Consider the following 24469-nt stretch of genomic DNA (forward strand, 5'->3'; position numbering starts at 1 on the left):
AAAGAGAAGGTACCCCATTACGAGGTACCTCTTCTTATTTTAAAATATTTGCAATATATGTTTGAAGTTCTTCTACTTTTACTTCTTCAGACTCACCTGTAGCACGTACTTTCACTTCTACAATACCTTCGTCTGCTTTTTTACCAACTGTAACGCGAACTGGAAGACCGAATAAATCTGCATCTGCAAACTTAACACCTGCACGTTCTGCACGATCGTCTAATAACACTTCATAGCCTTGTTCTTGTAATGAGTTGTAGATATTTTCACCCATTTCACGTTGTGCATCAGATTTCATATTTACTGGAATTACATGCACATGGAATGGTGCTACAGCTTTTGGCCAAACTAAGCCGTTCTCATCGTTAAACTGCTCTGCAATTGCTGCCACTGTACGAGATACACCGATACCGTAACAACCCATAATAAGTGGTTGTGTTTTTCCGTTTTCATCTAGGAATGTCGCGTTCATTGTTTCACTATAACGAGTTCCTAATTTGAATACATGACCAACTTCAATTCCGCGTGCGAAAAGAATTGTTCCGTTTCCATCTGGAGATTGGTCTCCTTCTTGAATGAAGCGTAAATCTGTATATTGACTTACTTTAAAGTCACGTTCTGGATTTACATTTACATAATGGAATCCTTCTTCGTTCGCTCCTGAACATCCGTTAACAATTGATGCTACAGCGTGATCAGCAATAATTTCAATATCACCTGTTACACCAATCGGCCCTAATGAACCAATTTCACAATTTAATAATTCTTTTACTTCTTCATGAGAAGCAAGCTCAACAACTGAAGCGCCGTATACATTTTTCACTTTCACATCGTTTACTTCGTGATCACCACGAACAAGTACAACTACTAATTTCTCATCTACTTTAAATACCATAGACTTAATGCACTTGTCAGCTGCAATGTTTAAGAATGCAGATACTTCTTCAATTGCTTTTTGGTCTGGTGTTGCTACTTTTTCAAGAGCTTTTTCTGCTTCGTCACTCTTCGTATACGTATCTACAACAGGAGCCATTTCGATGTTTGCTGCATAATCAGATGTGTCAGAGTATGCAATTGTATCTTCACCAACATCAGATAATACCATAAATTCATGTGTATCTTTTCCGCCCATTGCTCCAGAATCAGCAATAACTGCACGGAAATTCAAGCCACAACGAGCAAAAATGTTAGAGTATGCTTTATATAAGCGATCGTATACTTCATCTAAGCTCTCTTGTGTAGCATGGAAAGAGTATGCATCTTTCATTAGAAACTCTCTTCCACGTAATAAACCGAAACGAGGTCTTTGCTCATCACGGAATTTTGTTTGAATTTGGTATAATGTTAACGGTAATTTTTTATATGATTTCACTTCATCACGCACAAGATCCGTAATTACTTCCTCATGTGTCGCTCCTAATGCGAATTCACGAGCGTTACGATCTTTCATACGCATTAATTCAGATCCGTATGAATACCAACGACCTGATTCTTGCCATAATTCTGCAGCTTGCATAGCTGGCATTAATAATTCTACAGCTCCTGCACGCTCCATTTCTTCTCGAACGATACGTTCTACTTTGTGTAATACTTTTAATCCAAATGGTAGAAAACTATAAATACCAGAAGCATTTTGACGCATAAAACCTGCGCGAAGTAATAATTGATGACTCTTAATTTCAGCATCAGCTGGAACTTCACGTAATGTAGGACTGAATACCATACTTTGTTTCATTTATTTGCACCTCTTCATTTTACTCTTACACGCAGTAAAACCCCTCACCTCGAATTAGGTGAGGGATTTTATTCTACGAGCTCTATTTCATTATTAGTTTCATTCTATTTTACAAGAAAAACTTACGAATGTCATTCCATGTTACAACTAACATTAATAACATTAATAATGCAAAACCAATAAAATGAACCATTCCTTCTTTTTGACGGTCAATTGGTTTCCCTCGTAACGCTTCAATTAAGAAGAAGAATAAACGGCCACCATCTAAAGCAGGAACTGGTAATAAATTAAATAAACCAAGATTAATGCTTAGAACTGCCGCTAAACTTAGTACACGCGTAAATCCATAATCTACAACTTGATCTGTTAGATTATAAATTCCTACTGGACCTGACAACTCATTAATAGAAAATTGACCAGTTACTAATTTCACAAGAGATTCAAAAATTAGTTTCGTCCATTGGTACGTTTGTTCAAATCCTGATTTAATAGAACCCATTACTGTTTTCTCTACAGGAGAATAAACACCAATTCTACCAACTTCGTCTTTTCCTTCTTTATCAAGTGTTGGCGTTACTTTCACATTAAACTGTTCATTATCACGCTTTACTTGTAACGTAATTTCTTTATTCGGGTTTTCACGTACAATAGTAACAACATCTTTCCATGTACTTGTGTTTTTCCCATCAATCGCTTGAATTGTATCATTCTCTTTCAGGCCAGCTTGCTGTGCTGCACTATTATCCATCACTTTTCCGACCATTGGTTTGTCAATAGGAACCCCTTGTACAAATCCAAGAATCACAAAAATAACAAATGCTAAAATGAAGTTCATTGCAGGACCCGCAAAGATTGTTAAAGCGCGTTGACCCAATTTTTTAGAGCCAAATTGCCTGTTATATGGAGCAATTTGAATTTCTTCTCCAGCAGTAATGATGCGAGCCTTTTCATTCACTCGGAATGTTTGAAGCTCTTCCTCATACTCTTCATAGCCTGAAATCGTTAGATTATGCTCTAAATCAGCTTGTTCGACTTCAATAACACGAACATTTGGATATTTTTCATATCCATCAAAAACTAATTTCACAGCTTCGTCTTTTTCATTTAGCACAAGGCCAACCTTTTTCCCTGGCTTTAACTCAACTGTGTCTGCATCCTCGCCAGCCATTCTTACATAGCCACCCAGAGGCAGTAATCGAATCGTATACACCGTTTCATTCTTTTCAAATGAGAATATTTTCGGACCAAAACCAATCGCAAACTCGCGGCATAAAATGCCTGCTCTTTTCGCGAAGTATAGATGCCCTAGCTCATGGAAAAATACGAGTGCACCGAAAATTAATATAAAGGCAATCGCTGTATTCAATTCCATAACCACCTTTGCTAAATTTGTTCCATCACAAACCGTCTTGTGGCTGCATCAATTTCCAGAATTTCCTCTAAGCTCGGACGTGCAATGACATTGTGATGGTTCATTGCTTTTTCAATGAGGTCTTCCACTGTTAAGAAACCAATTCTCTTTTGTAAAAAAGCTTCAACAGCTACTTCATTCGCTGCGTTCATTACAGCTGGCATACTTCCACCTGCTTTTCCAGCTTCATACGCAAAACGTAAACAACGGAATCGTTCTTGATCCATTTTCTCAAAATGCAACGTCCCTATTTCCCATAAGTTTAACTGTTTTGTGTCTGAAAGAGGCAATCTATCAGGATATGTAAGTGCGTATTGAATTGGTACTCGCATATCAGGTGAACCAAGCTGCGCCATTACACTACGATCTTCAAATTCAACCATAGAATGGATAATACTTTCTTTATGTAAAACAACATCGATTTGCTCATAAGGGATACCAAAAAGCCAATGTGCTTCAATTACTTCTAGTCCCTTATTCATCATTGTAGCAGAATCAATTGTAATTTTCGAACCCATTGACCAGTTTGGATGTCGAAGCGCATCTTCTACGGTCACATGATGCAATTCATCTCTCGTTTTATCACGGAAACTTCCACCAGAAGCCGTTATAATAAGACGAGAAATTCTTTTTTCATTTTCACCATTCAAGCATTGAAAAATAGCCGAATGTTCACTATCTACTGGAAGTAACGAAACATTATGTTTTCGCGCTGCTTCCATTACAAGATGTCCTGCAGTTACTAACGTTTCTTTATTTGCAATTCCAATTGTTTTTTTCGCCTCAATCGCACGAAGTGTCGGTAACAAACCTACGCTACCTACAACAGCATTTACTACAATCTCCGCATCTGGATGTAATGCTACTTCTAAAAGTCCTTCACTACCATATACAATTTTTGTATTACCAGAAACAGTTTGTAATTTTAAAACATCTTCCTCTCTTTGCACAGAGACGATTTGCGGAGAAAATTCTTGAATTACCTTTACTGCGTAGTCAATATTTTTCCCTACAGAAAAAGCAACGAGACGGAATTGGTCTGGGTGCGAGCGTAATACATCTAAAGTTTGTGTACCAATTGATCCGCTTGCACCTAATAAACTAATGTTTTTCATGACTCCAACCCCTCGTTCATTTATTAATTGTATTGTAATAAGAAGTAGAGAATTGGTAAAACGAATAACCAACTATCTGTTCGATCTAATATACCACCATGCCCAGGTAAAATTGTACCTGAATCCTTTACGCCATAATGACGTTTAAAAGCAGATTGTACTAAATCACCAATTTGTCCAAAAATAGAAATGATAATTGTCAGCACAATTAAAATTACTACATTCGATTCGACTGGGAAGAACACGTTGTAAACAAGTGCCACAATAATTCCACAAACGATGCCGCCTAATGAACCTTCAATCGTTTTATTTGGACTAATTTCTGGCCACAATTTTCTCTTGCCCAATGCTTTTCCTACGAAATATGCGCCTGAATCAGTAGCCCATATAACAAATAATGCACAAAACACATATTTAATTCCTAATATTCTCGTTTCATTTAAATATAAGAATCCCATTGCCACATATGTCGTTGCCATTAGTAAAAATGAAGCATTATCAAAAGTAAATGTATTCTTAGAAAGGACTGTATATGATAAAAGTAATAAAACAATCACAAATGTGATTTCCAATTTACCTAATCCAATCCATGTAAACAGTTCTGATGCACTACTTGGAATTAAAAGAATCCACAATAATACTGCAGCTAAAACTGTCGGTACTGAAATAAGCGTAAGCTTATTCATACGAATTAATTCATATAAACCTATAGAAGCAAGTGCATACACTAAAACCGTAAAAGGCACGCCACCGTATATTACGATGGGAATGAATAGCGCGGCAGCAACCACTCCAGTAATAATTCTCTGTTTCACTACCAAACCCTCTCTTTCTACACGCCTCCGAATCTGCGCCCTCTATGTTGAAAGTCAGTAATCGCATTTAGCAAATGTTCTTCTTTGAAGTCTGGCCAATACACATCTGTAAACCAAAACTCCGAATATGCAATTTGCCATAACATGAAATTACTAATACGTAGCTCTCCGCTTGTTCGGATTAACAACTCTGGATCGGGTAAAGAACTCGTCATTAAGTAGGAGGAAAGCATTTCTTCACTTACCTCTTCAGAACGAATTTTTCCTTCCTCATTATCTTTCATCATATGTTGCACAGCAGAAACGATTTCATCTCGACTTCCATAGTTTAACGCGAAATTAAGAATTAATCCCGTATTCTCTTTCGTATCTTCCATGGCTTTCTCCATCGCTCTGCGTGTATGCGTAGGAAGACGATCTTTTTGCCCTATTACTCGGACTTGTACGTTTTCTTCAATCAATTCTGGTAAAAATGTACCTAGAAATTCTTCTGGAAGCTTCATTAAATAATCAACTTCCTTTTTCGGTCTTTTCCAGTTCTCAGTTGAAAAAGCATAAAGAGTTAACACTTTCACATTAAGTTTACTTGCAAATTTTGTAATTTTCTTTACAACTTGCATACCTTCATGATGTCCCGCAATACGAGGCATTGCTCTCCTCTTTGCCCATCTTCCATTCCCATCCATAATGATGGCAATATGTTCTGGGATATATCCTTTTTTCACTTCTTCAACGAGATGATCAAACGATGTGTCCTTTTTACCTTTAAAAAAAGGAAAGTTTTTAAACATCATTCATACCCTCCAACAAGCAGACGTATGCCTAAAAGTGTAAAAAGACCCCCTTAAGAAGAGGGTCATATTTGCGAAGTTATCGCTATTACACTTCCATGATTTCTTTTTCTTTGTTTTTTGCGATTTCGTCAACTTTTGCAATATATTTATCTGTTTCTTTTTGGATATCTTCAGTATATCCTCTTAAATCATCTTCTGTAATCTCGCCAGCTTTTTCAAGCTTCTTAAGATCATCATTTCCGTCACGACGTACGTTACGAACAGCTACTTTTGCTTCTTCAGCATATTTTTTCACAACTTTAACAAGATCACGACGACGCTCTTCTGTTAATGCAGGGAATGCAATACGAATTACAGTTCCATCATTAGAAGGGTTTAAGCCTAAATCTGCTTTTAAAATTGCTTTTTCGATATCACCGATAGAAGTTTTATCATAAGGTTGAATTACAAGTAAACGTGCTTCTGGAACTGTAATGTTCGCTAATTGCACAACTGGTGTTGGTGCACCATAGTAATCAACTTGTACCTTATCTAATACAGACGAGCTTGCACGACCAGCGCGAACTGTTGCTAATTCACGAGAATAAGCAGCAACTGCTTTTTCCATTTTTTCATTTGAAGACTTCAATACTTGTTGTCCCATATTTATTTCCCCCTTACAACTGTTCCAATATTTTCGCCTAAAACGGCACGTTTAATATTACCTTTTTCCATAACTGAGAATACAATTAATGGAATATCATTATCCATACATAGAGAAGAAGCTGTAGAATCCATTACACCTAAACCTTCTTTTAATACATCTAAGTAAGTAAGCGTTTCGTATTTCGTAGCTGTTGGGTCAATAGATGGATCTGCGCTATATACGCCATCCACATTATTTTTTGCCATTAAAATAACGTCTGCTTCGATTTCCGCTGCACGTAATGCTGCTGTTGTATCTGTAGAGAAGTATGGATTACCTGTACCTGCTGCAAAGATAACAACACGTTTTTTCTCTAAGTGACGAACTGCTTTACGGCGAATGTAAGGCTCTGCCACTTGACGCATCTCAATTGAAGTTTGTACACGAGTTTGGATTCCAATATTCTCCAAGCTATCTTGAAGAGCTAATGAATTCATAACTGTAGCTAACATGCCCATGTAATCTGCTCCTGCACGATCCATGCCCATTTCACTTCCAATTTTCCCACGCCAAATGTTACCGCCACCAACAACAACAGCAACCTCTACATCAAGTTCTGCAATTTCTTTTACTTGTTCTGCAACTGACTTAATAACAGTTGGATTAATTCCAAATCCTTGCTCTCCAGCTAAAGCTTCTCCACTTAGCTTTAAAACGACACGATTATATTTCGGTTTACTCATAATGAACCTCCAATTGCTTACATCTTTATTTTAAAAAAGGGAACACAATGTGTTCCCTAATCTGTATTAGTTACTACCTTTTACTTGGTTCATTACTTCTTCAGCAAAGTTGTCTTCGCGTTTTTCGATACCTTCACCAACAGCGTAGCGAACGAATCCTTTTAATGTTCCGCCTTTAGACTCAACGAACTGACGAACTTTCATATCAGGGTTTTTAACGAATGCTTGGTCAAGTAAGCAAATCTCTTCGAAGAATTTACCTAGACGGCCTTCAACCATTTTTGCAACGATTTTTTCAGGCTTGCCTTCGTTTAATGCTTGTTGTGTTAATACTTGACGCTCATGCTCAACTTCTTCAGCTGTTACAGCATCGCGGTCGATGTATTTAGGGTTAACTGCAGCGATGTGCATTGCAACATCTTTAGCAGCAGCTTCATCAGTAGAACCTTCAAGAACTGTTAATACACCAATGCGTCCACCCATGTGTAGGTAAGCGCCGAATGCATCTGCATCAGTTTTTGATACGATTTCGAAACGACGAAGTGTAAGTTTTTCACCAATTTTAGCGATTGCTTCGTTGATGTGCTCTTCAACGTTTTTACCGTTTTCCATTGTTTGAGCCATAGCTTCTTCAACGTTAGCTGGTTTGTTAGTTAATAAGTGAGCAGCTAATTCTTTAATTAGTGCTTGGAAACCTTCGTTTTTCGCAACGAAATCAGTTTCAGAGTTTAATTCTAAGATTAAAGCGTCGTTACCGTTTGTTTCGATGAAAGTTAAACCTTCAGCAGCAATGCGGTCTGCTTTTTTAGCAGCTTTCGCAATACCTTTTTCGCGTAAGAAGTCAATTGCCTTCTCCATGTCGCCGTTAGTTTCTGTTAAAGCTTTTTTGCAGTCCATCATACCTGCGCCAGTTTTTTCACGTAATTCTTTTACCATTTGAGCAGTGATTGCCATATTTTTCATCCTCCTAAAATATGTATTTATACCTTTTATAAAGGTGTTTATACCTTAAAAAAGGTGATAAAAGGCCGAACCCCTTATCACCTTTCCAACTTTGTTACGCAGTAACAGTTTCTTCACCTTGTTTTGCTTCAAGGATCGCGTCTGCCATTTTAGATGTAAGAAGTTTTACAGCACGAATTGCATCATCGTTTGCTGGGATAACGTGATCGATTTCGTCTGGATCACAGTTTGTATCAACGATACCGATGATTGGAATGTGTAATTTGCGTGCTTCAGCAACTGCAATACGCTCTTTACGAGGGTCTACTACGAATAATGCACTTGGAAGACCTTTCATATCTTTAATACCGCCTAAGAATTTCTCAAGACGCTCTAACTCTTTTTTAAGTTGAACAACTTCTTTCTTAGGAAGTACTTCGAAAGTACCATCTTCTTGCATTCTTTCGATGTCTTTAAGACGCTTGATACGCTTTTGGATTGTTTGGAAGTTTGTTAAAGTTCCGCCTAACCAACGTTGGTTAACGAAGTACATACCAGCACGAGTTGCTTCTTCTTTAATAGCTTCTTGTGCTTGTTTTTTAGTACCTACGAATAAGATGTCTCCACCTTCAGCAGCGATGTCGCGCATCGTTCTGTAAGCTTCCTCAACTTTTTTCACAGTTTTTTGTAAGTCGATGATGTAGATACCGTTACGCTCTGTGAAAATGTAACGCTTCATTTTTGGGTTCCAACGACGAGTTTGATGTCCGAAATGAACACCAGCTTCAAGCAATTGCTTCATAGAAATTACTGACATAATATAGTTCCTCCTAAATGGTTTTTGATATCCTCCGTTTACTTCATCTCTAAGCGAAACTACAAACGTAGCACCAACACTTAAATCAGTAAACGTGTGTACTTTGTACTGACACCACTGCTTACTATATCATACTGAAATATTACAATCAAGTCGAAAATGCGAACAATGTAAAACTTTCTTTGTTCATACTCGAATTCTAGTATTACCAACCTTCATTTCTTTTAAGCAAAAAAGTAAAACACAATTAATAGTTTTCCCAGAAAACACGCTTATGGCACTTTTCACAAGCGCCATCAATCCAGTGCAAAAAAAACTCTCCTCGATCGAGGAGAGTTTTTTATAAATTAGTTTGTTTTTAATTTAGCAAGTTCCTGTAGAAACTTGTCGTTTAGCACTTTAATGTATGTTCCTTTCATACCTAAAGAGCGAGACTCAATTACACCAGCACTTTCTAATTTACGTAGTGCATTTACGATTACAGAACGAGTAATTCCTACACGATCAGCAATTTTACTTGCAACAAGTAAACCTTCTGTTCCATTTAATTCTTCGAAGATATGCTCAATTGCTTCTAACTCACTGTAAGATAATGAGCTGATCGCCATTTGAACAACAGCTTTACTACGTGCTTCCTCTTCGATTTCTTCTGCTTTTTCACGTAAGATTTCCATGCCTACAACAGTTGAGCTGTACTCAGCAAGGATTAAATCGTCATCTAAGAACTCTTGACCAAGACGAGCTAATACTAATGTACCTAGACGCTCACCACCACCAACGATCGGTACGATTGTAGTTAAACCTTGACCAAATAATTCTCTGTTTTCTACCGGGAATGCTGTGTAAGCACTGTTCACATCTAAGTTTGAAGATGTTTCTGTAATGTTGAATAAGCTTTGTGTATATTCTTCTGGGAATTGACGTTCTGCAAGCATTTGCTTCATGCGTTCGTTTTCGATTTGTTGGTGAATTGCATAACCTAGTAATTTACCACGACGACTAACTACGAATACGTTTGCTTCGATTACTTCACACATTGTGTCAGACATTTCTCTAAAGTTTACAGGCTTCCCTGCTGCGCTCTGTAATAACGCATTTAATTTTCTTGTTTTTGCTAATAATTCCATTTCAAAAGTTCCTCCTACATGTTACTCACATATTTTTTCATCACTTGGAAACTAGGGCGAGTCACCTGATGACACTATTACAAAATAAACTGGCTCACATCTTTATTTTTAGCAATTGTTGCTAATTTCTCCTCAACGTATTGAGGGGTTATCGTTATTTTCTCTAACGTAATTTCAGATGCTTCAAACGATAAATCTTCAAGGAGCTTCTCCATAATCGTATGAAGTCTTCTTGCTCCAATATTATCTGTATCCTGATTAACTTGATAAGCAATCTCAGCAATCTTACGAATAGCTTCGTCTGAAAATTCAATTTCTATACCTTCAGTCGCTAATAATGCCATATATTGTTTAATTAACGCATTGTCAGGCTCGATTAATATTTTAACAAAATCGTCTGTCGATAATTTTGTTAATTCTACTCGAATCGGAAATCTCCCTTGCAATTCCGGAATTAAATCCGACGGTTTAGACATATGGAACGCTCCAGCTGCAACGAATAAAATATAATCCGTTTTTACTGATCCGTATTTTGTCGCAACATTCGACCCTTCTACAATTGGCAAAATGTCACGTTGCACACCTTCACGTGATACATCTACGCTATTCGACTGCTTACCAGCAATTTTGTCAATTTCATCGATAAAAATAATCCCGAGCTGTTCAGCACGATAAACAGCCTCTTGTGTAACTTCATCCATATCAATTAAGCGCTGTGCCTCTTCATTTGTCAAGAGTTTTCTTGCTTCTTTTACAGAAAGTTTACGTTTTTTTGTTTTTTTCGGCATAAAACTCCCTAACGCATCTTGGAAATTCATTCCCATTTGCTCCATGCCAGTTCCTTGTAACATATCAAACATTGACGACTGTTGCTCAGTAACTTCAATCGATACAATCTCTTCTTCAAGAAGCCCTGCAGCAAGCTTTCTCTCCACATCTTGACGTTTCTTTTCGATTTCACCATCTTCTTGTGTATCAGACGTTTGACTCGAATTTTGAGCGCCCCCAAAAAGCATCTCTAATGGGTTTTTAAATCCAGATTGCTTCTCCGGACTCGGTACTAAAATTTCAACAAGACGTTGATTCGCTTGCTCTTCTGCTTTATCTTGAACTTTCACTACCATTTCTTCTTTTACGATACGAACCGATGTTTCCACAAGGTCACGTACCATCGACTCTACATCTCTACCCACATATCCAACTTCTGTGAATTTTGTAGCCTCAACCTTAATAAAAGGTGCTCCAACGAGTTTCGCCATTCGTCGTGCTACCTCTGTTTTCCCAACACCTGTCGGTCCAATCATCAAAATGTTTTTAGGTGCTATTTCATCACGTAAATTTTCAGCTAATTTACTACGACGGTATCGATTTCTCAACGCTACAGCAACCGCTTTCTTTGCGTCTTTTTGACCGATGATATATTGATCTAATTTTTCCACAATTTGGCGCGGAGTAAAATGTAAATGCATATAAAATGCCTCCCTTACGATTCTACAATTCTTCAACAATTATGTTGTGATTCGTATAAACACAAATATCACCAGCAATCTCTAAACTCGCTTTCGCAATTTGTTTCGCTGTTAAGTGTTCACTTGCATATTGCTTTAAAGCACGACCTGCAGAAAGCGCATAATTTCCACCAGATCCAATTGCTAAAATACCATCATCCGGTTCAATCACTTCTCCTGTACCTGAAACAAGAAGCATAGTTGTTTTATCCATGACAATGAGCATCGCTTCTAGTTGACGTAACATTTTATCGCCACGCCATTGTTTTGCCATTTCAACAGCTGCACGCTGCAAGTTGCCATTATACTCTTCTAATTTCCCTTCAAACATTTCAAAAAGAGTAAATGCATCAGCAACTGAACCTGCAAAACCAGCTAAAACTTTACCTTGGAAAAGTCTGCGAACTTTACGAGCTGTATGTTTCATTACAACAGCATTTCCCATTGTCACCTGACCATCTCCAGCCATTGCACATTCTCCATTATGATGAACTGCAAATATCGTTGTAGCGTGGAAATTCCCCATAGAAAAAACTCCTTTATTTGTTTTTATAGCTTTTAAAGCAATTTATGCCCGCGGGTGATGCTTCATGTAAACAGAACGCAATCTTTCTTTAGAGACATGCGTATAAATTTGTGTAGTCGACAAATTCTCATGACCTAATAGCTCCTGTACAGTACGTAAATCTGCCCCTTCATCTAACATGTGTGTAGCAAATGTATGCCTTAACATATGGGGACTTATCCGCATTGTCAGTGACGCCTTTTTAATGAGTTCATTTAAAACATAACGTACTCCACGACTTGTTAGCGGTGTACCTTTCGCATTTAAAAATACCATACGAGAGTCTTCGTCAGTCTTATTAACTAACTGTTTTCTCCCATTCTCTATATAAGTAATTAAAGAATCTTGCGCATAGCTTCCGAACGGAATATACCTTTGTTTTTTTCCTTTTCCCATTACTAAAATTGTTCCCACCGCAAAGTCAATATCGGTAAGTTGTAAATTGACACATTCACTCACACGGATTCCAGTCGCATACATCAACTCTAATAAAGCTTGATTCCTTTGACCTAATGGTGTTCCCGTGTCAGAAACTTCAAATAATTCCTCTAACTCTTCAGCATATAAAAACTTTGGGATTGACAATTCTTTTTTGGGGAGTGACGCAAGTGCAAACGGATTATCTTTTCGATAACCTTCACGCATCAAAAAACGATATAAACTTCGTAAGCTTGATACTTTTCTTGCGACAGATTTACGGGCTAACTTTTCATCGTGCAACGTCGTTAAGTACAAACGAACATCCGCGTATGTAACGTCTAAAAAAGAGGATATGCCTTCTCGCTCCATAAATTGCACAAAATGTTCTAAATCATTTTGATAACTTGCAATTGTATATTTTGAATAATTTCTTTCAATTTGTAAATATCCAACGAATAATTGTAACAATTTCTTCACATTCACACAACTCACCTCAATAAAGGCTACTAAATCGTATCACAACTTAGTAGCCTTTGCAAGAAATTTAACTAAATATTTACAAAATTTTGAATTGTTTCTAAAGCGCGTGTTGCGTATGCTTCATTTCGTTCCGCTTTCTTTTTGATCTTTTTCTCTAACGGTGCAAATAGACCGAAGTTCGCATTCATCGGTTGGAAGTTTTTAGCATTCGTTGCCGTAATGTAATTTGCCATGCTACCCATTGCAGTTACTGACGGTAATACAACTGGCTCTTCACCTTGCACAAGACGTGCAGCATTAATTCCCGCTAATAATCCTGATGCTGCTGATTCAACATATCCCTCTACTCCAGTCATTTGACCAGCGAAGAATAAATCATCACGTTGTTTATATTGATATGTTGGACGAAGCAAATTAGGTGAATTAATAAACGTATTACGATGCATTACACCATAACGTACAATCTCTGCATTTTCCAGTCCCGGAATTAACTGTAGCACTTCTTTTTGTGGTCCCCATTTTAAATGCGTTTGGAAACCTACGATATTGTATAAAGTTCCCGCTGCATCATCTTGACGCAACTGAACAACAGCATATGGCGTTTTTCCTGTTTTTGGATCTTCCAATCCAACAGGTTTCATAGGTCCAAATACTAGCGTCTGTCTCCCTCTACTTGCCATAACTTCTACTGGCATACAACCTTCAAAGAAAATTTCTTTTTCAAACTCTTTTAAAGGCACTGTCTCAGCAGCAATTAAAGCCTCATAAAAACGGTCAAACTCTTCTTCTGTCATTGGGCAATTTAAATATGCAGCTTCACCTTTGTCATAACGCGATTTTAAATATACTTTATTCATGTCAATGCTGTCTTTTTCTACGATTGGTGCTGCCGCATCGTAGAAATAGAAATAATCTTCACCTGTTAGTTCTTTTAATTGTGCAGCAAGATCAGGAGATGTAAGTGGACCTGTTGCAATAATTGTTGGTCCTTCTGGAATTTCAGTAAGCTCTTCGTTCACTACAGTTACATTCGGATGGTTTTTTACGTATTCTGTTACTTTAGCTGCGAACTCATGACGGTCTACAGCTAAAGCACCTCCAGCTGGTACAGAGCACTCGTCTGCCGCACGAATAATTACAGAATCCATTAAACGCATTTCCTCTTTAATAACTCCAACTGCATTTGTTAAAGTGTTTGCACGAAGTGAGTTACTACATACTAATTCAGCAAATTTATCTGTGTGATGAGCTGGTGTTTGCCTTACCGGCCTCATTTCATATAATCTAACTTGGACACCACGTTTTGCAATTTGGTAAGCTGCTTCACTTCCTGCAAGACCTGCGCCAATGACGTTTACTACTTGTGTTGTCATTTATATCACCTTTCCTTTTCTTCCCGAAAAAAATGTGAGCAGTTACGCTCACATTTGTTGTTCTTCTTCATAATCGCACGAAATACATTGTACTTGCACGCCTTTTTTTAACTTTTTCTCTACAAGCATGCCTTCACACTTCGGACATTTACGACCAATTGGCTTATCCCAAGATACAAAGTCACACTCTGGATACGTACCGCATCCATAGAAAAGACGTTTCTTTTTGTTACTGCGACGCTCAATAATTTGTCCTTCTTCACATTTCGGACAAGTTACACCGATTTCTTTCACAATCGCTTTTGTATTACGACAATCAGGGAAATTCGAACAAGCCATAAACTTCCCGTATTTACCCATTTTAAAGACCATTGGATGTCCGCATAATTCACAGTCTTCCCCAGCTGGCTCATCTTTAATTTCCACTTCACGCATTTCTTTTTCCGCTTTTTCTAAGCGCGGTTCAAATCCTACGTAGAAATCATCAACAATTTTCACCCAATTGGCATTTCCTTCTTCTACTTCATCAAGGCTTTGCTCCATATTGGCAGTAAATTCAATGTTAATAATTTCTGGGAAAAACTCTAAAATAAGTTCAATTACTATTTCACCAAGTTCAGTCGGAACGAAGCGTTTATTATCCAAACCTACATATCCACGTTTTTGAATCGTTTCAAGTGTAGGTACATAAGTCGACGGTCTTCCAATTCCAAGTTCTTCAAGTGTTCTTACTAGACGGGCCTCTGTATAGCGCGGAGGAGGTTGTGTAAAATGTTGCTTCGGTTCTAAATCCTTTGAAAATACAGTTTCCCCTACTTCTAAAGGCGGCAACATCTTATCCTTTTCTTCCGCACCATCATCTTTCGACTCTACATACACTTTCATAAATCCTGGGAACTTTACAACCGATCCACTTGCACGGAACTGAACATTGTTATTAATGAGTCTCGCTGTCACAGTATCCATTATAGCAGACGCCATTTGACTTGCAACAAATCGCTCCCAAATCAATTTATATAATCGAAGTTGATCACGACTTAAGAAACTTTTCAGTTCCTCTGGCTTTCTCATTACCGAAGTAGGACGAATTGCCTCATGTGCATCTTGTGCATTTGACTTTTTCGATTCTTTCTTCTTTTCTGTTCCTATGTATTCCGTACCATACGCTTCAGTGATGTAAGTACGTGCCTCTGTTTGAGCTGTTTCTGAGATACGTGTTGAATCAGTTCTCATATACGTAATAAGACCTACAGTTCCTTGTTTTCCAAGATCTATCCCTTCATACAATTGCTGTGCAAGCATCATCGTTTTCTTTGCTCGCATATTTAACTTACGTGCTGCTTCTTGTTGCAAGGAAGATGTTGTAAACGGTAATGCAGGATTACGTTTTCGCTCTTTACGCGTTACATTTTCAACTGAAAACGCATTGTCTTTCATCTGTTCAATTATTTCATTCACTTGCGTTTCATTCGTTAATTGAACTTTTTCACCATCTACACCGTAAAAACTTGCTTCAAATGTGTCTTTTCCTTTTACAAATTCTGTTTTAATTGTCCAGAATTCTTCAGGTTCAAAGCTTTGAATTTCCTTTTCACGTTCGATGATTAAACGAACTGCTACAGATTGTACACGCCCTGCACTTAATCCTTTTTTTACTTTCTTCCATAATAAAGGACTAATATTGTAACCAACAAGACGATCAAGTATGCGTCTTGCTTGTTGTGCATCTACTAAATCCATATTAATTGCGCGAGGATGTTTAAATGATTCTTTGATTGCATCTTTCGTAATCTCATTAAACACAACCCGACAATCTGATTCAACGTCCACATTTAACGTATTCGCTAAATGCCAAGCAATCGCTTCCCCTTCGCGGTCTGGATCGGCCGCGAGATAAACTTTCTTTGCTTTTTTCGCCGCTGATTTTAAATCCTTTAAGACGGGACCTTTACCACGAATGGTAATATACTTCGGGGTGAAGTTGTTCTTTACTTCTATCCCCATTTGACTTTTTGGCAAATCGCGAACATGTCCCATAGACGCGACAACTTTGTATTTTTTCCCTAAATATTTCTCAATGGTCTTCGCCTTAGAAGGCGACTCCACGATTACGAGGTAATCTGACATGCTAGTGCCTCCTTAAGAGGTGGATTCAAGTCTTCATTAATCTTATTGATTTCTCTTGTTTTTGTCAATCAAGAATGAATATACCATACAGTGCCAATCTACCATTTGTCAATAATTGTTTAATAAAAATTTAAAAATATAAGGTTAATTTAAAATCTCCTCCAAGATATCTTCTGCATTTCTTACTAATTTTGCTCCTTGTTGAATAAGATGATTCGTTCCCGATGCCCCCTCTATAAATATAGGTCCAGGAAGCGCAAACACCTCTCTATTTTGCTCTAACGCAAGGTCTGCAGTAATAAGTGTTCCACTTCTCGATTTGGCTTCTACAACTAAAACACCTTTACTTATACCACTAACAATCCGGTTCCTTTTTGGAAAATACCATTTTTTCGGTGCATAGTGCGGAGGATACTCTGTCAATAACAATATATATTCCTTCCACATTTCATATAAATGTCTATTTTCTTTCGGATACATAAACGACAATCCGTGCCCTAATATCGCAATAGTCGGGCAATGATGCCTTACTGTAATCTCATGAGACATTGTATCTATCCCTTTTGCAAACCCACTGACAATAAGCCACTCTCTTTCTAATAAAGGGTGTAAAATAAACTTCAAACTCTCATGACCATATAATGATGGTTCTCTCGTTCCAACAACTGCTAATTTATTTACTTTATTGAGAAAATCTTTCTCTCCTTTTCCATATAAAACGAAGGGAGGGTCTTGTATTTCACGTAATAATTGCGGATAATTTTCATCCCATATCGTTATATAAAAAATACGATTTTTCTCTAAATAAGATATATATTGCGGAAGATTTGAACTTTGAAGAAATTTCACTAGTTCTGAAGATTTTTTCGAGGATATTCCAGTGTAGTATTCCATTTGTTTTTCGTTAAAAGTATATATGTTCTTTAATTCTGGATCGACATATAGTAGCCTCTCCACCGCTTTCCAATAATCTGCTAGCAAGTAATGAAGATGTAATAATCGCTCTCTTTTCATCTCAATTCTCCTTACCCATAATTTTTATTATGTAAACAGAAAAAGTGTAAAAAGACACCCTCAAGTAAGAAGGTGTCTTTCAACAGATTAATAGTTTTTGCAAGTCTCAAATAAACCTTTTTCTTTTAAAACAGAGATTAGCGTTTCTCCCATAACTGCTGGAGTTTCAGCTACTTTAATGCCACAAGCTTCCATTGTTTTAATCTTTTCAGCAGCAGTTCCTTTACCGCCAGAAATGATTGCACCAGCATGGCCCATACGTTTGCCAGCAGGCGCTGTTTGACCACCAATGAAGCCTACAACAGGTTTTGTCATATTAGCTTTTACCCATTCAGCTGCCTCTTCTTCTGCTGTACCGCCGATTTCACCAATCATAATTACAGCATGTGTTTCTTCATCTTCATTAAATGCTTTTAACGCATCAATAAAGTCTGTACCGTTAACAGGGTCCCCGCCGATACCTACAGCAGTAGATTGTCCAATACCTTCTTGTGTTAACTGATGTACAGCTTCATACGTTAAAGTACCAGAGCGCGATACGATACCTACATGACCTTTTTTATGAATGTATCCTGGCATAATACCGATTTTACATTCATCAGGCGTGATAACACCTGGGCAGTTTGGTCCAAGTAAACGTGTATGTTTACCAGCCATATATCTCTTTACGTTTACCATATCTAATACAGGAATTCCTTCAGTAATACATACTACTAAATCAATTTCTGCATCAACTGCTTCCATAATTGCATCAGCCGCAAAAGCGGGTGGAACGTATACAACTGAAGCGTTTGCGCCTGTTGCTTTCACTGCATCTTCTACAGTATCAAATACTGGTACACCTTCAATATCAGTGCCACCTTTACCTGGCGTTACACCACCGACAATTTTCGTACCGTATTCAATCATTTGTTTTGTATGGAATAAACCTTGAGAACCTGTAATACCTTGAACAATAACTTTTGTATCTTTATTAACTAATACGCTCATTTTTCTCCCCCGCTTTCTATTAGCCCACTAGTGAAACAATTTTTTGTGCACCGTCTGCCATAGATTCTGCTGCAACAATATTTAAGCCAGACTCATTTAAAATTTTCTTACCTAGTTCTACGTTTGTACCTTCAAGACGTACAACTAAAGGTAACTCAAGACCTACCTGTTTCGTTGCTTCAATAACACCTTCTGCAATAACATCACACTTCATAATGCCACCAAAAATGTTAACGAAGATACCTTTTACATTTTTGTCAGAAAGGATAATTTTGAATGCTTCTGTAACTTTTTCAGCAGTTGCACCGCCACCAACATCTAAGAAGTTAGCTGGGTCACCGTGGTAATGTTTAATGATATCCATTGTAGCCATCGCTAAACCTGCACCATTAACCATACAACCGATATTTCCATCTAAAGGAATGTAGTTTAAGTCGTATTTTGAAGCTTCAATTTCTTTTGCATCTTCTTCATCAAGATCACGAAGCTCTAAAATGTCTTTATGGCGATATAACGCATTAGAATCAAAGTTTAATTTTGCATCTAGTGCCATAACTTTACCTTCACCTGTTGTAACAAGTGGGTTAATCTCAGCGATAGAGCAATCTTTTTCGATAAACGCACGGTATAAGCCCATCATAAACTTCACAGCTTGTCCTACAAGCTCTTTTGGAATATTGATGTTAAATGCAATTCGGCGCGCTTGGAAACCTTGTAAGCCTACTGCCGGATCAATATATTCTTTAAAGATTTTTTCAGGTGTTTTTTCTGCTACTTCTTCAATTTCTGTTCCGCCTTCTTCAGAAGCCATTAAAACAACTTGAGAAGTTGCACGATCTAAAACTAGACCTACATAATATTCTTTTTTAATATCGCAACCTTCTTCGATAAGTAAGCGTTTTACTTCCTTACCTTCAGGACCTGTTTGATGTGTCACAAGTGTAGTTCCTAAAATGCTTTCTGCATATGTACGAACTTCATCTAAATTTTTTGCAACTTTTACTCCGCCAGCTTTGCCGCGTCCACCAGCGTGAATTTGTGCTTTCACTACACATACATCTGTTCCTAATTCTTTCGCTGCTTCTACAGCTTCTTCTACTGTAAATGCAACCTTCCCGTTCGGAACGCTAACCCCATAGCTTCTAAGGACTGCCTTACCTTGGTACTCATGGATATTCATGGTCCCATCCTCCCCTGTTTTCCTGTTTTACTCGAAAAGTTTTTTAATGTTTAAAAAACATTACATTGCCATTGTATAAGATGATTGGCACGCTGTCTACAATAAAGTGTCAGAAAACTGAAATCGCTTTATTCTTTTTCGGAAATAGTAATGTTTATATGCCAAAATAAAAAATAAGCTGTATATTTACAGCTTATTTTTGAATCATATCTTTAATTGGCGCGAATGACTTTCGGTGTTCCTCTAATACTCCATGCACTTCAATTGCCTCTAAATGTTGCTTTGTGCCATATCCCATATGTTGCTCAAATCCGTATTCAGGATACTTCTCTCCCAGTTCTTTCATCATACGATCTCTCGTTACTTTTGCGATAATGGATGCAGCTGAAATCGAAACACTTTTCGCATCACCTTTAATAATTGAAGTTTGCGGAATTGGTGTGGGAAGCTTCATCGCATCAATTAATAAATGTTGGGGTGTATAAGATAAATTTGCAACAGCATCTAACATCGCTTGTTTCGTTGCTTGGTAAATATTAATTTCATCAATAACTTGCGGTGATATAATTCCAACTCCAATTGCAATCGCTTGTACTTTTATTTCATCATAAAAACGCTCACGTTTCGCTTCACTCAGCTTTTTTGAGTCATTTAACCCTGGAATATAAAAATCCTCAGGAAGAACGACAGCTGCCGTCACAACAGGCCCAGCCAATGGCCCGCGCCCTACTTCATCAATACCTGCGATATATGTGACCCCTTTTTCACGCAAAGCATTTTCATACTTGGACATTTCAAAAAACTTCTCTTTTTCTTTCTGTTCTAACTCTTTTTGTTTATACCACTTCAAAACGAGCTTTTGAACGCCTTTTCGCTCATCTTTCATTAACAGTTGAAAGCGATCATCTTCTTCATTCATAATTTCTTTCAATACATTTTCCGCTTCTTTTATCGTCATTGTTTGCATTTATACAAGCTCCTTTTTAAACGTATCCAAAAAGAAAAGACGCACAAACGCACGTCTTATACTTCTTCTATTTTTTCCACATCTTCTACTTGCTCTGCAAACTCTTCCGGTGTCTCAAACGTCATTTTTCCAAGTTTGCCACCACGAAGCTCACGAAGTACAAGCTCAGATGTCTTATCATAATCAATCATTCCGCCGCCCATTAAGCAGCCTCTATTTTTTCCAATTGCATCGAATAATTCCACAATATCTTCTGGAATCTCATTTAAATTGTAGCGTTCTTTCAAGCGTTCTGGATAATGTTTCTCCATAAAACGTAATGCGTAAACAGCTACATCTTGTAAATTTAAAATTGAATCTTTAATTGCACCCGTCGTCGCTAAGCGAAGACCCACTAATTGATCTTCAAATTTAGGCCACAGAATACCTGGCGTATCTAACAATTCCATTTCCTTCCCAACTTTAATCCATTGTTGAGCTGTTGTCACACCTGGACGATCTCCTGTTTTAGCAATATTTTTCTTTGCCAATTTATTAATTAATGTAGATTTACCAACATTTGGTATACCTACAATTAATGCGCGAATCGCTCTCGGTCTAATACCTTTTGCAACCATTTTATCAAATTTTTCTTTAACAAGCACTTTACAAGCTGCTGCAATTTCTTTCATACCTTGTCCAGCTTGCGCATTAATCGAAATTGCCATATGGCCTTTTTCTTTAAAATATGCGATCCATTGTTTTGTTAAACGATCATCTGCCATATCCGCTTTATTTAAAACAACAAGCCTCGGCTTATGTGTAATGATTTCATCAATCATTGGGTTTCGAGATGATAATGGTAATCGAGCATCTACAAGCTCAATTACAACATCAATTAATTTTAATTTCTCCGTTACTTGGCGTCTAGCCTTCGCCATATGCCCTGGAAACCATTGAATTACCATGTTGCCACCTTCTTTTTCATTTATTTCACAATACGTGCGTCTTCTAACGGCCAATATAACATATTGGCTTTACCAATTACTTGATCCTTTGAAATCGTACCGATTGAACGGCTATCTTTACTAAAACGACGATTATCACCTAAAACAAATAATTGATCTTTTGGAACAGTTTTCTTGCCTGTCATTTCTTCAAGATTAAAATCATATGTAAGCGGTCCGTCAGCAATTTGCTTTTTCTGCTTGTCTAAATACGGCTCCTCATAAGCCTTTCCGTTAACATACAGTTTATCATTACGATACTCTATTTCATCGCCTGGCAGGCCTATAATGCGCTTAATGTAATCTTTATCTTCTGTTGCTCGAAATACGATAATATCAAAGCGTTTTGGATCTCCAATGTGATAACCAATTTTATTCACAATCATTCGATCACGATCATGTAAAGTAGGTGCCATCGATACCCCGTCTACGAGAATTGGAGCAAAGAAAAACTGTCTAATAACACCAGCTAATACAACAGCAATCAAAATTGCTTTAATCCATTCCCAAAGTGAACTCTTCTCTTTTTTCATGCATTTCCCCTCCACGGTTATGTAAGCTGTTCGTATTATACCAAAATTTCATATAGATTGGAAAAAGGGAGCTTGTGCATTTACAAGCTCCCATACATGTCTTATCGAATTTCTTTAATACGTGCTTTTTTACCGCGAAGGTTACGTAAGTAGTATAACTTAGCACGACGTACTTTACCACGGCGAAGTACTTCGATTTTCGCGATTCTTGGCGTGTGAACTGGGAATGTACGCTCAACACCTACACCGTAAGAAATCTTACGAACTGTGAATGTTTCACTAATTCCGCCACCACGACGTTTAATTACAACACCTTCGAAAAGCTGAATTCTTTCACGAGTTCCCTCAACAACTTTTACGTGTACACGTAAAGTGTCACCAGGACGGAATGAAGGAAGGTCAGTTTTTAATTGGCCTTTTGTAATTTCTGCGATTAATTGTTGCATATTAAATTCTCTCCTTTAAACAGATGCTCTTATAAAGTCTTAATAAATTACAGCGGAACATCGTTAATACGGCTACTGATTTCAGTAGCACAAATGTTATAATAGCATATTACTAGGCCTGTTGCAATAGCAAATATATGAAGTTATTACTGCTCTCGCTTTATTTCCTCAAGCCATTTTTTCTCTTGTTTAGATAGATCTCTATCATCTAACAAATCAGGTCTACGCGTATACGTACGGCGCAAAGATTCCTTATGTCGCCATTCGTCAATATTTTTATGATTCCCTGACATTAATACATCCGGTACCTTCATACCACGAAAATCAGCCGGACGTGTATAATGAGGATGCTCTAATAAACCTGTACTAAACGAATCCTCCACTTGTGAAGCATGATTTCCTAGCACGCCTGGCAAGAGACGTACAACACTATCAGTAATAACCATAGAAGCTAATTCTCCGCCCGTTAATACATAGTCACCAATAGAAATCTCATCCGTTACGAGATGCTCACGAATTCGTTCGTCATACCCTTCATAATGCCCACATACAAAGATCAAATGTTCTTCCTCTGCAAGCTCTTCCGCTTTCTTCTGCGTAAATCTTTCGCCCTGCGGACACATTAAGACAACTCTCGGCTTACGCTCTGTCTCTTTCGTCAAATCTTCTACAGCATCAAAAATAGGCTGAGGAGTAAGCACCATACCAGCTCCTCCGCCGTAAGGATAATCGTCTACGCTATTATGCTTACTTGTTGTATAATCACGAAAGTTAACAACACGAAGGTTTACCACTTCTTTTTCTTGCGCCTTCTTTAATATAGAAGATCCAAATACACCGGTAAACATGTCTGGGAACAACGTTAAAATATCAATTTTCATTATAGCAACCCTTCCATTACATGAATGGTTACTAATTTATTTTCAATATTAACTTGAAGTACAACGTCATCAATATAAGGAATTAAAAGATCTTGACCCTTCGGACGTTTAATCACCCAAACATCATTTGCACCAGGAGAGAGAATTTCTTTGATTGTCCCTAGCGCTTCTCCTTCTTCCGTTACAACGCTGCAACCAATAATTTCGTGATAGTAGTATTCACCTTCAGCAAGTTCGCCTAACTGCTCTTCTGGTACTTTTATTAAAGAACCTTTAAACTTCTCTACTTCATCTACATTGTTATATCCTTCAAATGTTAATAAATCGAATGTCTTATGTTGGCGATGAGAAGTTACCTTCACCGGAAGGTAGTCTGTGTCTTTCTCATTCGATATGTATAGTGTGTTTCCTACTTTATATCGCTCTTCTGGAAAATCAGTACGAGAAATAACACGGATTTCTCCTCTTACGCCATGAGTATTTACAATTTTCCCTACGTTAAACCATTTTGTCATAAATAGTATGTCACCCCTGGTTTCTATATAAATTAAGCATCTCCATTTCATAGATGGAACATGCAATCTCTATTTAAATGTTAAAAAAGGGAGAGGAATAACTCCTCGCCCTTTTTACGTTTATTGAATTTCCAGTGTTACTTTTTCATCATTATGATGTCCCACTGAATACAAGAGCATTCGAATCGCTTTCGCAACTCTCCCTTGCTTTCCAATGACTTTTCCAACATCCTCAGGATGTACAGTTAATCGATACTTTATCTCTCCGTTGTAAAGTTCCTGTGTAACTTTTACATCTTCAGGATAATCGACAAGAGGCTTGACAATCGTCTCGACTAACTTCTTCATAGTCATTGCCTC

Annotated in this window: 25 protein-coding genes; all 25 read right to left on the minus strand. The window is 37.6% G+C overall.

Going from position 1 to position 24469, the window contains the following annotated elements; genetic code table 11:
* Nucleotides 1-34 precede the first annotated feature (34 nt).
* On the minus strand, nucleotides 35-1735 hold the full coding sequence (locus ACUXVC_RS19210; protein ID WP_144465483.1) for a proline--tRNA ligase: 1701 nt from the start codon (nucleotides 1733-1735) through the stop codon (nucleotides 35-37).
* A 109-nt stretch (nucleotides 1736-1844) separates the two neighbouring features.
* Nucleotides 1845-3101 carry an RIP metalloprotease RseP gene (rseP, locus tag ACUXVC_RS19215; RefSeq protein WP_001090233.1) on the minus strand — a complete coding sequence of 419 codons (1257 nt, stop codon included), beginning with the start codon at nucleotides 3099-3101 and terminating at the stop codon, nucleotides 1845-1847.
* A gap of 17 nt (nucleotides 3102-3118) precedes the next feature.
* Nucleotides 3119-4261 (minus strand): 1-deoxy-D-xylulose-5-phosphate reductoisomerase, encoded by a 1143-nt coding sequence (dxr, locus tag ACUXVC_RS19220; protein ID WP_000790379.1) that lies wholly within the window; start codon nucleotides 4259-4261, stop codon nucleotides 3119-3121.
* Nucleotides 4262-4284: 23 nt separating this feature from the next.
* Nucleotides 4285-5076 carry a phosphatidate cytidylyltransferase gene (gene cdsA, locus ACUXVC_RS19225; RefSeq protein WP_000813592.1) on the minus strand — a complete coding sequence of 264 codons (792 nt, stop codon included), beginning with the start codon at nucleotides 5074-5076 and terminating at the stop codon, nucleotides 4285-4287.
* A 17-nt stretch (nucleotides 5077-5093) separates the two neighbouring features.
* Nucleotides 5094-5870: an isoprenyl transferase gene (gene uppS, locus ACUXVC_RS19230; protein WP_000971296.1), complete on the minus strand. Its 777-nt coding sequence runs from the start codon at nucleotides 5868-5870 to the stop codon at nucleotides 5094-5096.
* An 85-nt stretch (nucleotides 5871-5955) separates the two neighbouring features.
* Nucleotides 5956-6513 (minus strand): ribosome recycling factor, encoded by a 558-nt coding sequence (gene frr / locus ACUXVC_RS19235; RefSeq protein WP_000531505.1) that lies wholly within the window; start codon nucleotides 6511-6513, stop codon nucleotides 5956-5958.
* 2 nt (nucleotides 6514-6515) lie between these two features.
* Complete coding sequence (gene pyrH, locus ACUXVC_RS19240; RefSeq protein WP_000042669.1) at nucleotides 6516-7238, minus strand: UMP kinase; 723 nt, start codon at nucleotides 7236-7238, stop codon at nucleotides 6516-6518.
* 66 nt (nucleotides 7239-7304) lie between these two features.
* Nucleotides 7305-8192, minus strand: coding sequence for a translation elongation factor Ts (gene tsf / locus ACUXVC_RS19245; RefSeq protein WP_001018577.1), 888 nt, complete (start codon nucleotides 8190-8192; stop codon nucleotides 7305-7307).
* A 103-nt stretch (nucleotides 8193-8295) separates the two neighbouring features.
* Entirely contained in the window at nucleotides 8296-8997 is a 702-nt protein-coding gene (gene rpsB / locus ACUXVC_RS19250; protein WP_000111485.1) for a 30S ribosomal protein S2, read from the minus strand.
* 347 nt (nucleotides 8998-9344) lie between these two features.
* A complete protein-coding gene (gene codY / locus ACUXVC_RS19255; RefSeq protein ID WP_000421290.1) occupies nucleotides 9345-10124 on the minus strand; it encodes a GTP-sensing pleiotropic transcriptional regulator CodY in 780 nt (259 codons plus the stop codon).
* 77 nt (nucleotides 10125-10201) lie between these two features.
* The gene (gene hslU / locus ACUXVC_RS19260; protein ID WP_000550085.1) at nucleotides 10202-11593 is read right to left on the minus strand and encodes an ATP-dependent protease ATPase subunit HslU; all 1392 of its coding nucleotides are present in this window, start codon (nucleotides 11591-11593) and stop codon (nucleotides 10202-10204) included.
* A 22-nt stretch (nucleotides 11594-11615) separates the two neighbouring features.
* Nucleotides 11616-12158, minus strand: coding sequence for an ATP-dependent protease proteolytic subunit HslV (gene hslV / locus ACUXVC_RS19265; RefSeq protein WP_000526274.1), 543 nt, complete (start codon nucleotides 12156-12158; stop codon nucleotides 11616-11618).
* 42 nt (nucleotides 12159-12200) lie between these two features.
* Nucleotides 12201-13100, minus strand: a complete 900-nt coding sequence (gene xerC, locus ACUXVC_RS19270) for a tyrosine recombinase XerC (protein ID WP_001101245.1) — start codon at nucleotides 13098-13100, stop codon at nucleotides 12201-12203.
* Nucleotides 13101-13165: 65 nt separating this feature from the next.
* Nucleotides 13166-14470, minus strand: coding sequence for an FADH(2)-oxidizing methylenetetrahydrofolate--tRNA-(uracil(54)-C(5))-methyltransferase TrmFO (gene trmFO / locus ACUXVC_RS19275; protein WP_000213006.1), 1305 nt, complete (start codon nucleotides 14468-14470; stop codon nucleotides 13166-13168).
* Nucleotides 14471-14518: 48 nt separating this feature from the next.
* Nucleotides 14519-16597 (minus strand): type I DNA topoisomerase, encoded by a 2079-nt coding sequence (gene topA, locus ACUXVC_RS19280; protein ID WP_001286955.1) that lies wholly within the window; start codon nucleotides 16595-16597, stop codon nucleotides 14519-14521.
* Nucleotides 16598-16741: 144 nt separating this feature from the next.
* Complete coding sequence (gene dprA, locus ACUXVC_RS19285; RefSeq protein WP_098125830.1) at nucleotides 16742-17611, minus strand: DNA-processing protein DprA; 870 nt, start codon at nucleotides 17609-17611, stop codon at nucleotides 16742-16744.
* Between the two features lie 87 nt (nucleotides 17612-17698).
* Nucleotides 17699-18601: a succinate--CoA ligase subunit alpha gene (gene sucD / locus ACUXVC_RS19290; RefSeq protein ID WP_000115178.1), complete on the minus strand. Its 903-nt coding sequence runs from the start codon at nucleotides 18599-18601 to the stop codon at nucleotides 17699-17701.
* A gap of 19 nt (nucleotides 18602-18620) precedes the next feature.
* Nucleotides 18621-19781 carry an ADP-forming succinate--CoA ligase subunit beta gene (sucC, locus tag ACUXVC_RS19295; RefSeq protein WP_001020790.1) on the minus strand — a complete coding sequence of 387 codons (1161 nt, stop codon included), beginning with the start codon at nucleotides 19779-19781 and terminating at the stop codon, nucleotides 18621-18623.
* A gap of 193 nt (nucleotides 19782-19974) precedes the next feature.
* Nucleotides 19975-20748 (minus strand): ribonuclease HII, encoded by a 774-nt coding sequence (locus tag ACUXVC_RS19300; protein WP_095690287.1) that lies wholly within the window; start codon nucleotides 20746-20748, stop codon nucleotides 19975-19977.
* A gap of 56 nt (nucleotides 20749-20804) precedes the next feature.
* Complete coding sequence (gene ylqF, locus ACUXVC_RS19305; protein WP_000236702.1) at nucleotides 20805-21695, minus strand: ribosome biogenesis GTPase YlqF; 891 nt, start codon at nucleotides 21693-21695, stop codon at nucleotides 20805-20807.
* Nucleotides 21696-21715: 20 nt separating this feature from the next.
* Entirely contained in the window at nucleotides 21716-22267 is a 552-nt protein-coding gene (lepB, locus tag ACUXVC_RS19310) for a signal peptidase I (RefSeq protein WP_000711852.1), read from the minus strand.
* Nucleotides 22268-22368: 101 nt separating this feature from the next.
* Entirely contained in the window at nucleotides 22369-22713 is a 345-nt protein-coding gene (rplS, locus tag ACUXVC_RS19315) for a 50S ribosomal protein L19 (protein WP_001186516.1), read from the minus strand.
* Nucleotides 22714-22859: 146 nt separating this feature from the next.
* A complete protein-coding gene (gene trmD, locus ACUXVC_RS19320; protein ID WP_095690286.1) occupies nucleotides 22860-23594 on the minus strand; it encodes a tRNA (guanosine(37)-N1)-methyltransferase TrmD in 735 nt (244 codons plus the stop codon).
* On the minus strand, nucleotides 23594-24109 hold the full coding sequence (gene rimM, locus ACUXVC_RS19325; RefSeq protein WP_000170272.1) for a ribosome maturation factor RimM: 516 nt from the start codon (nucleotides 24107-24109) through the stop codon (nucleotides 23594-23596). The genes trmD and rimM overlap by 1 nt, the downstream gene beginning before the upstream one ends.
* A gap of 120 nt (nucleotides 24110-24229) precedes the next feature.
* The gene (locus ACUXVC_RS19330; protein WP_016118543.1) at nucleotides 24230-24457 is read right to left on the minus strand and encodes a KH domain-containing protein; all 228 of its coding nucleotides are present in this window, start codon (nucleotides 24455-24457) and stop codon (nucleotides 24230-24232) included.
* Nucleotides 24458-24469: the final 12 nt, after the last annotated feature.

Source organism: Bacillus sp. N6 (genome assembly GCF_052805735.1).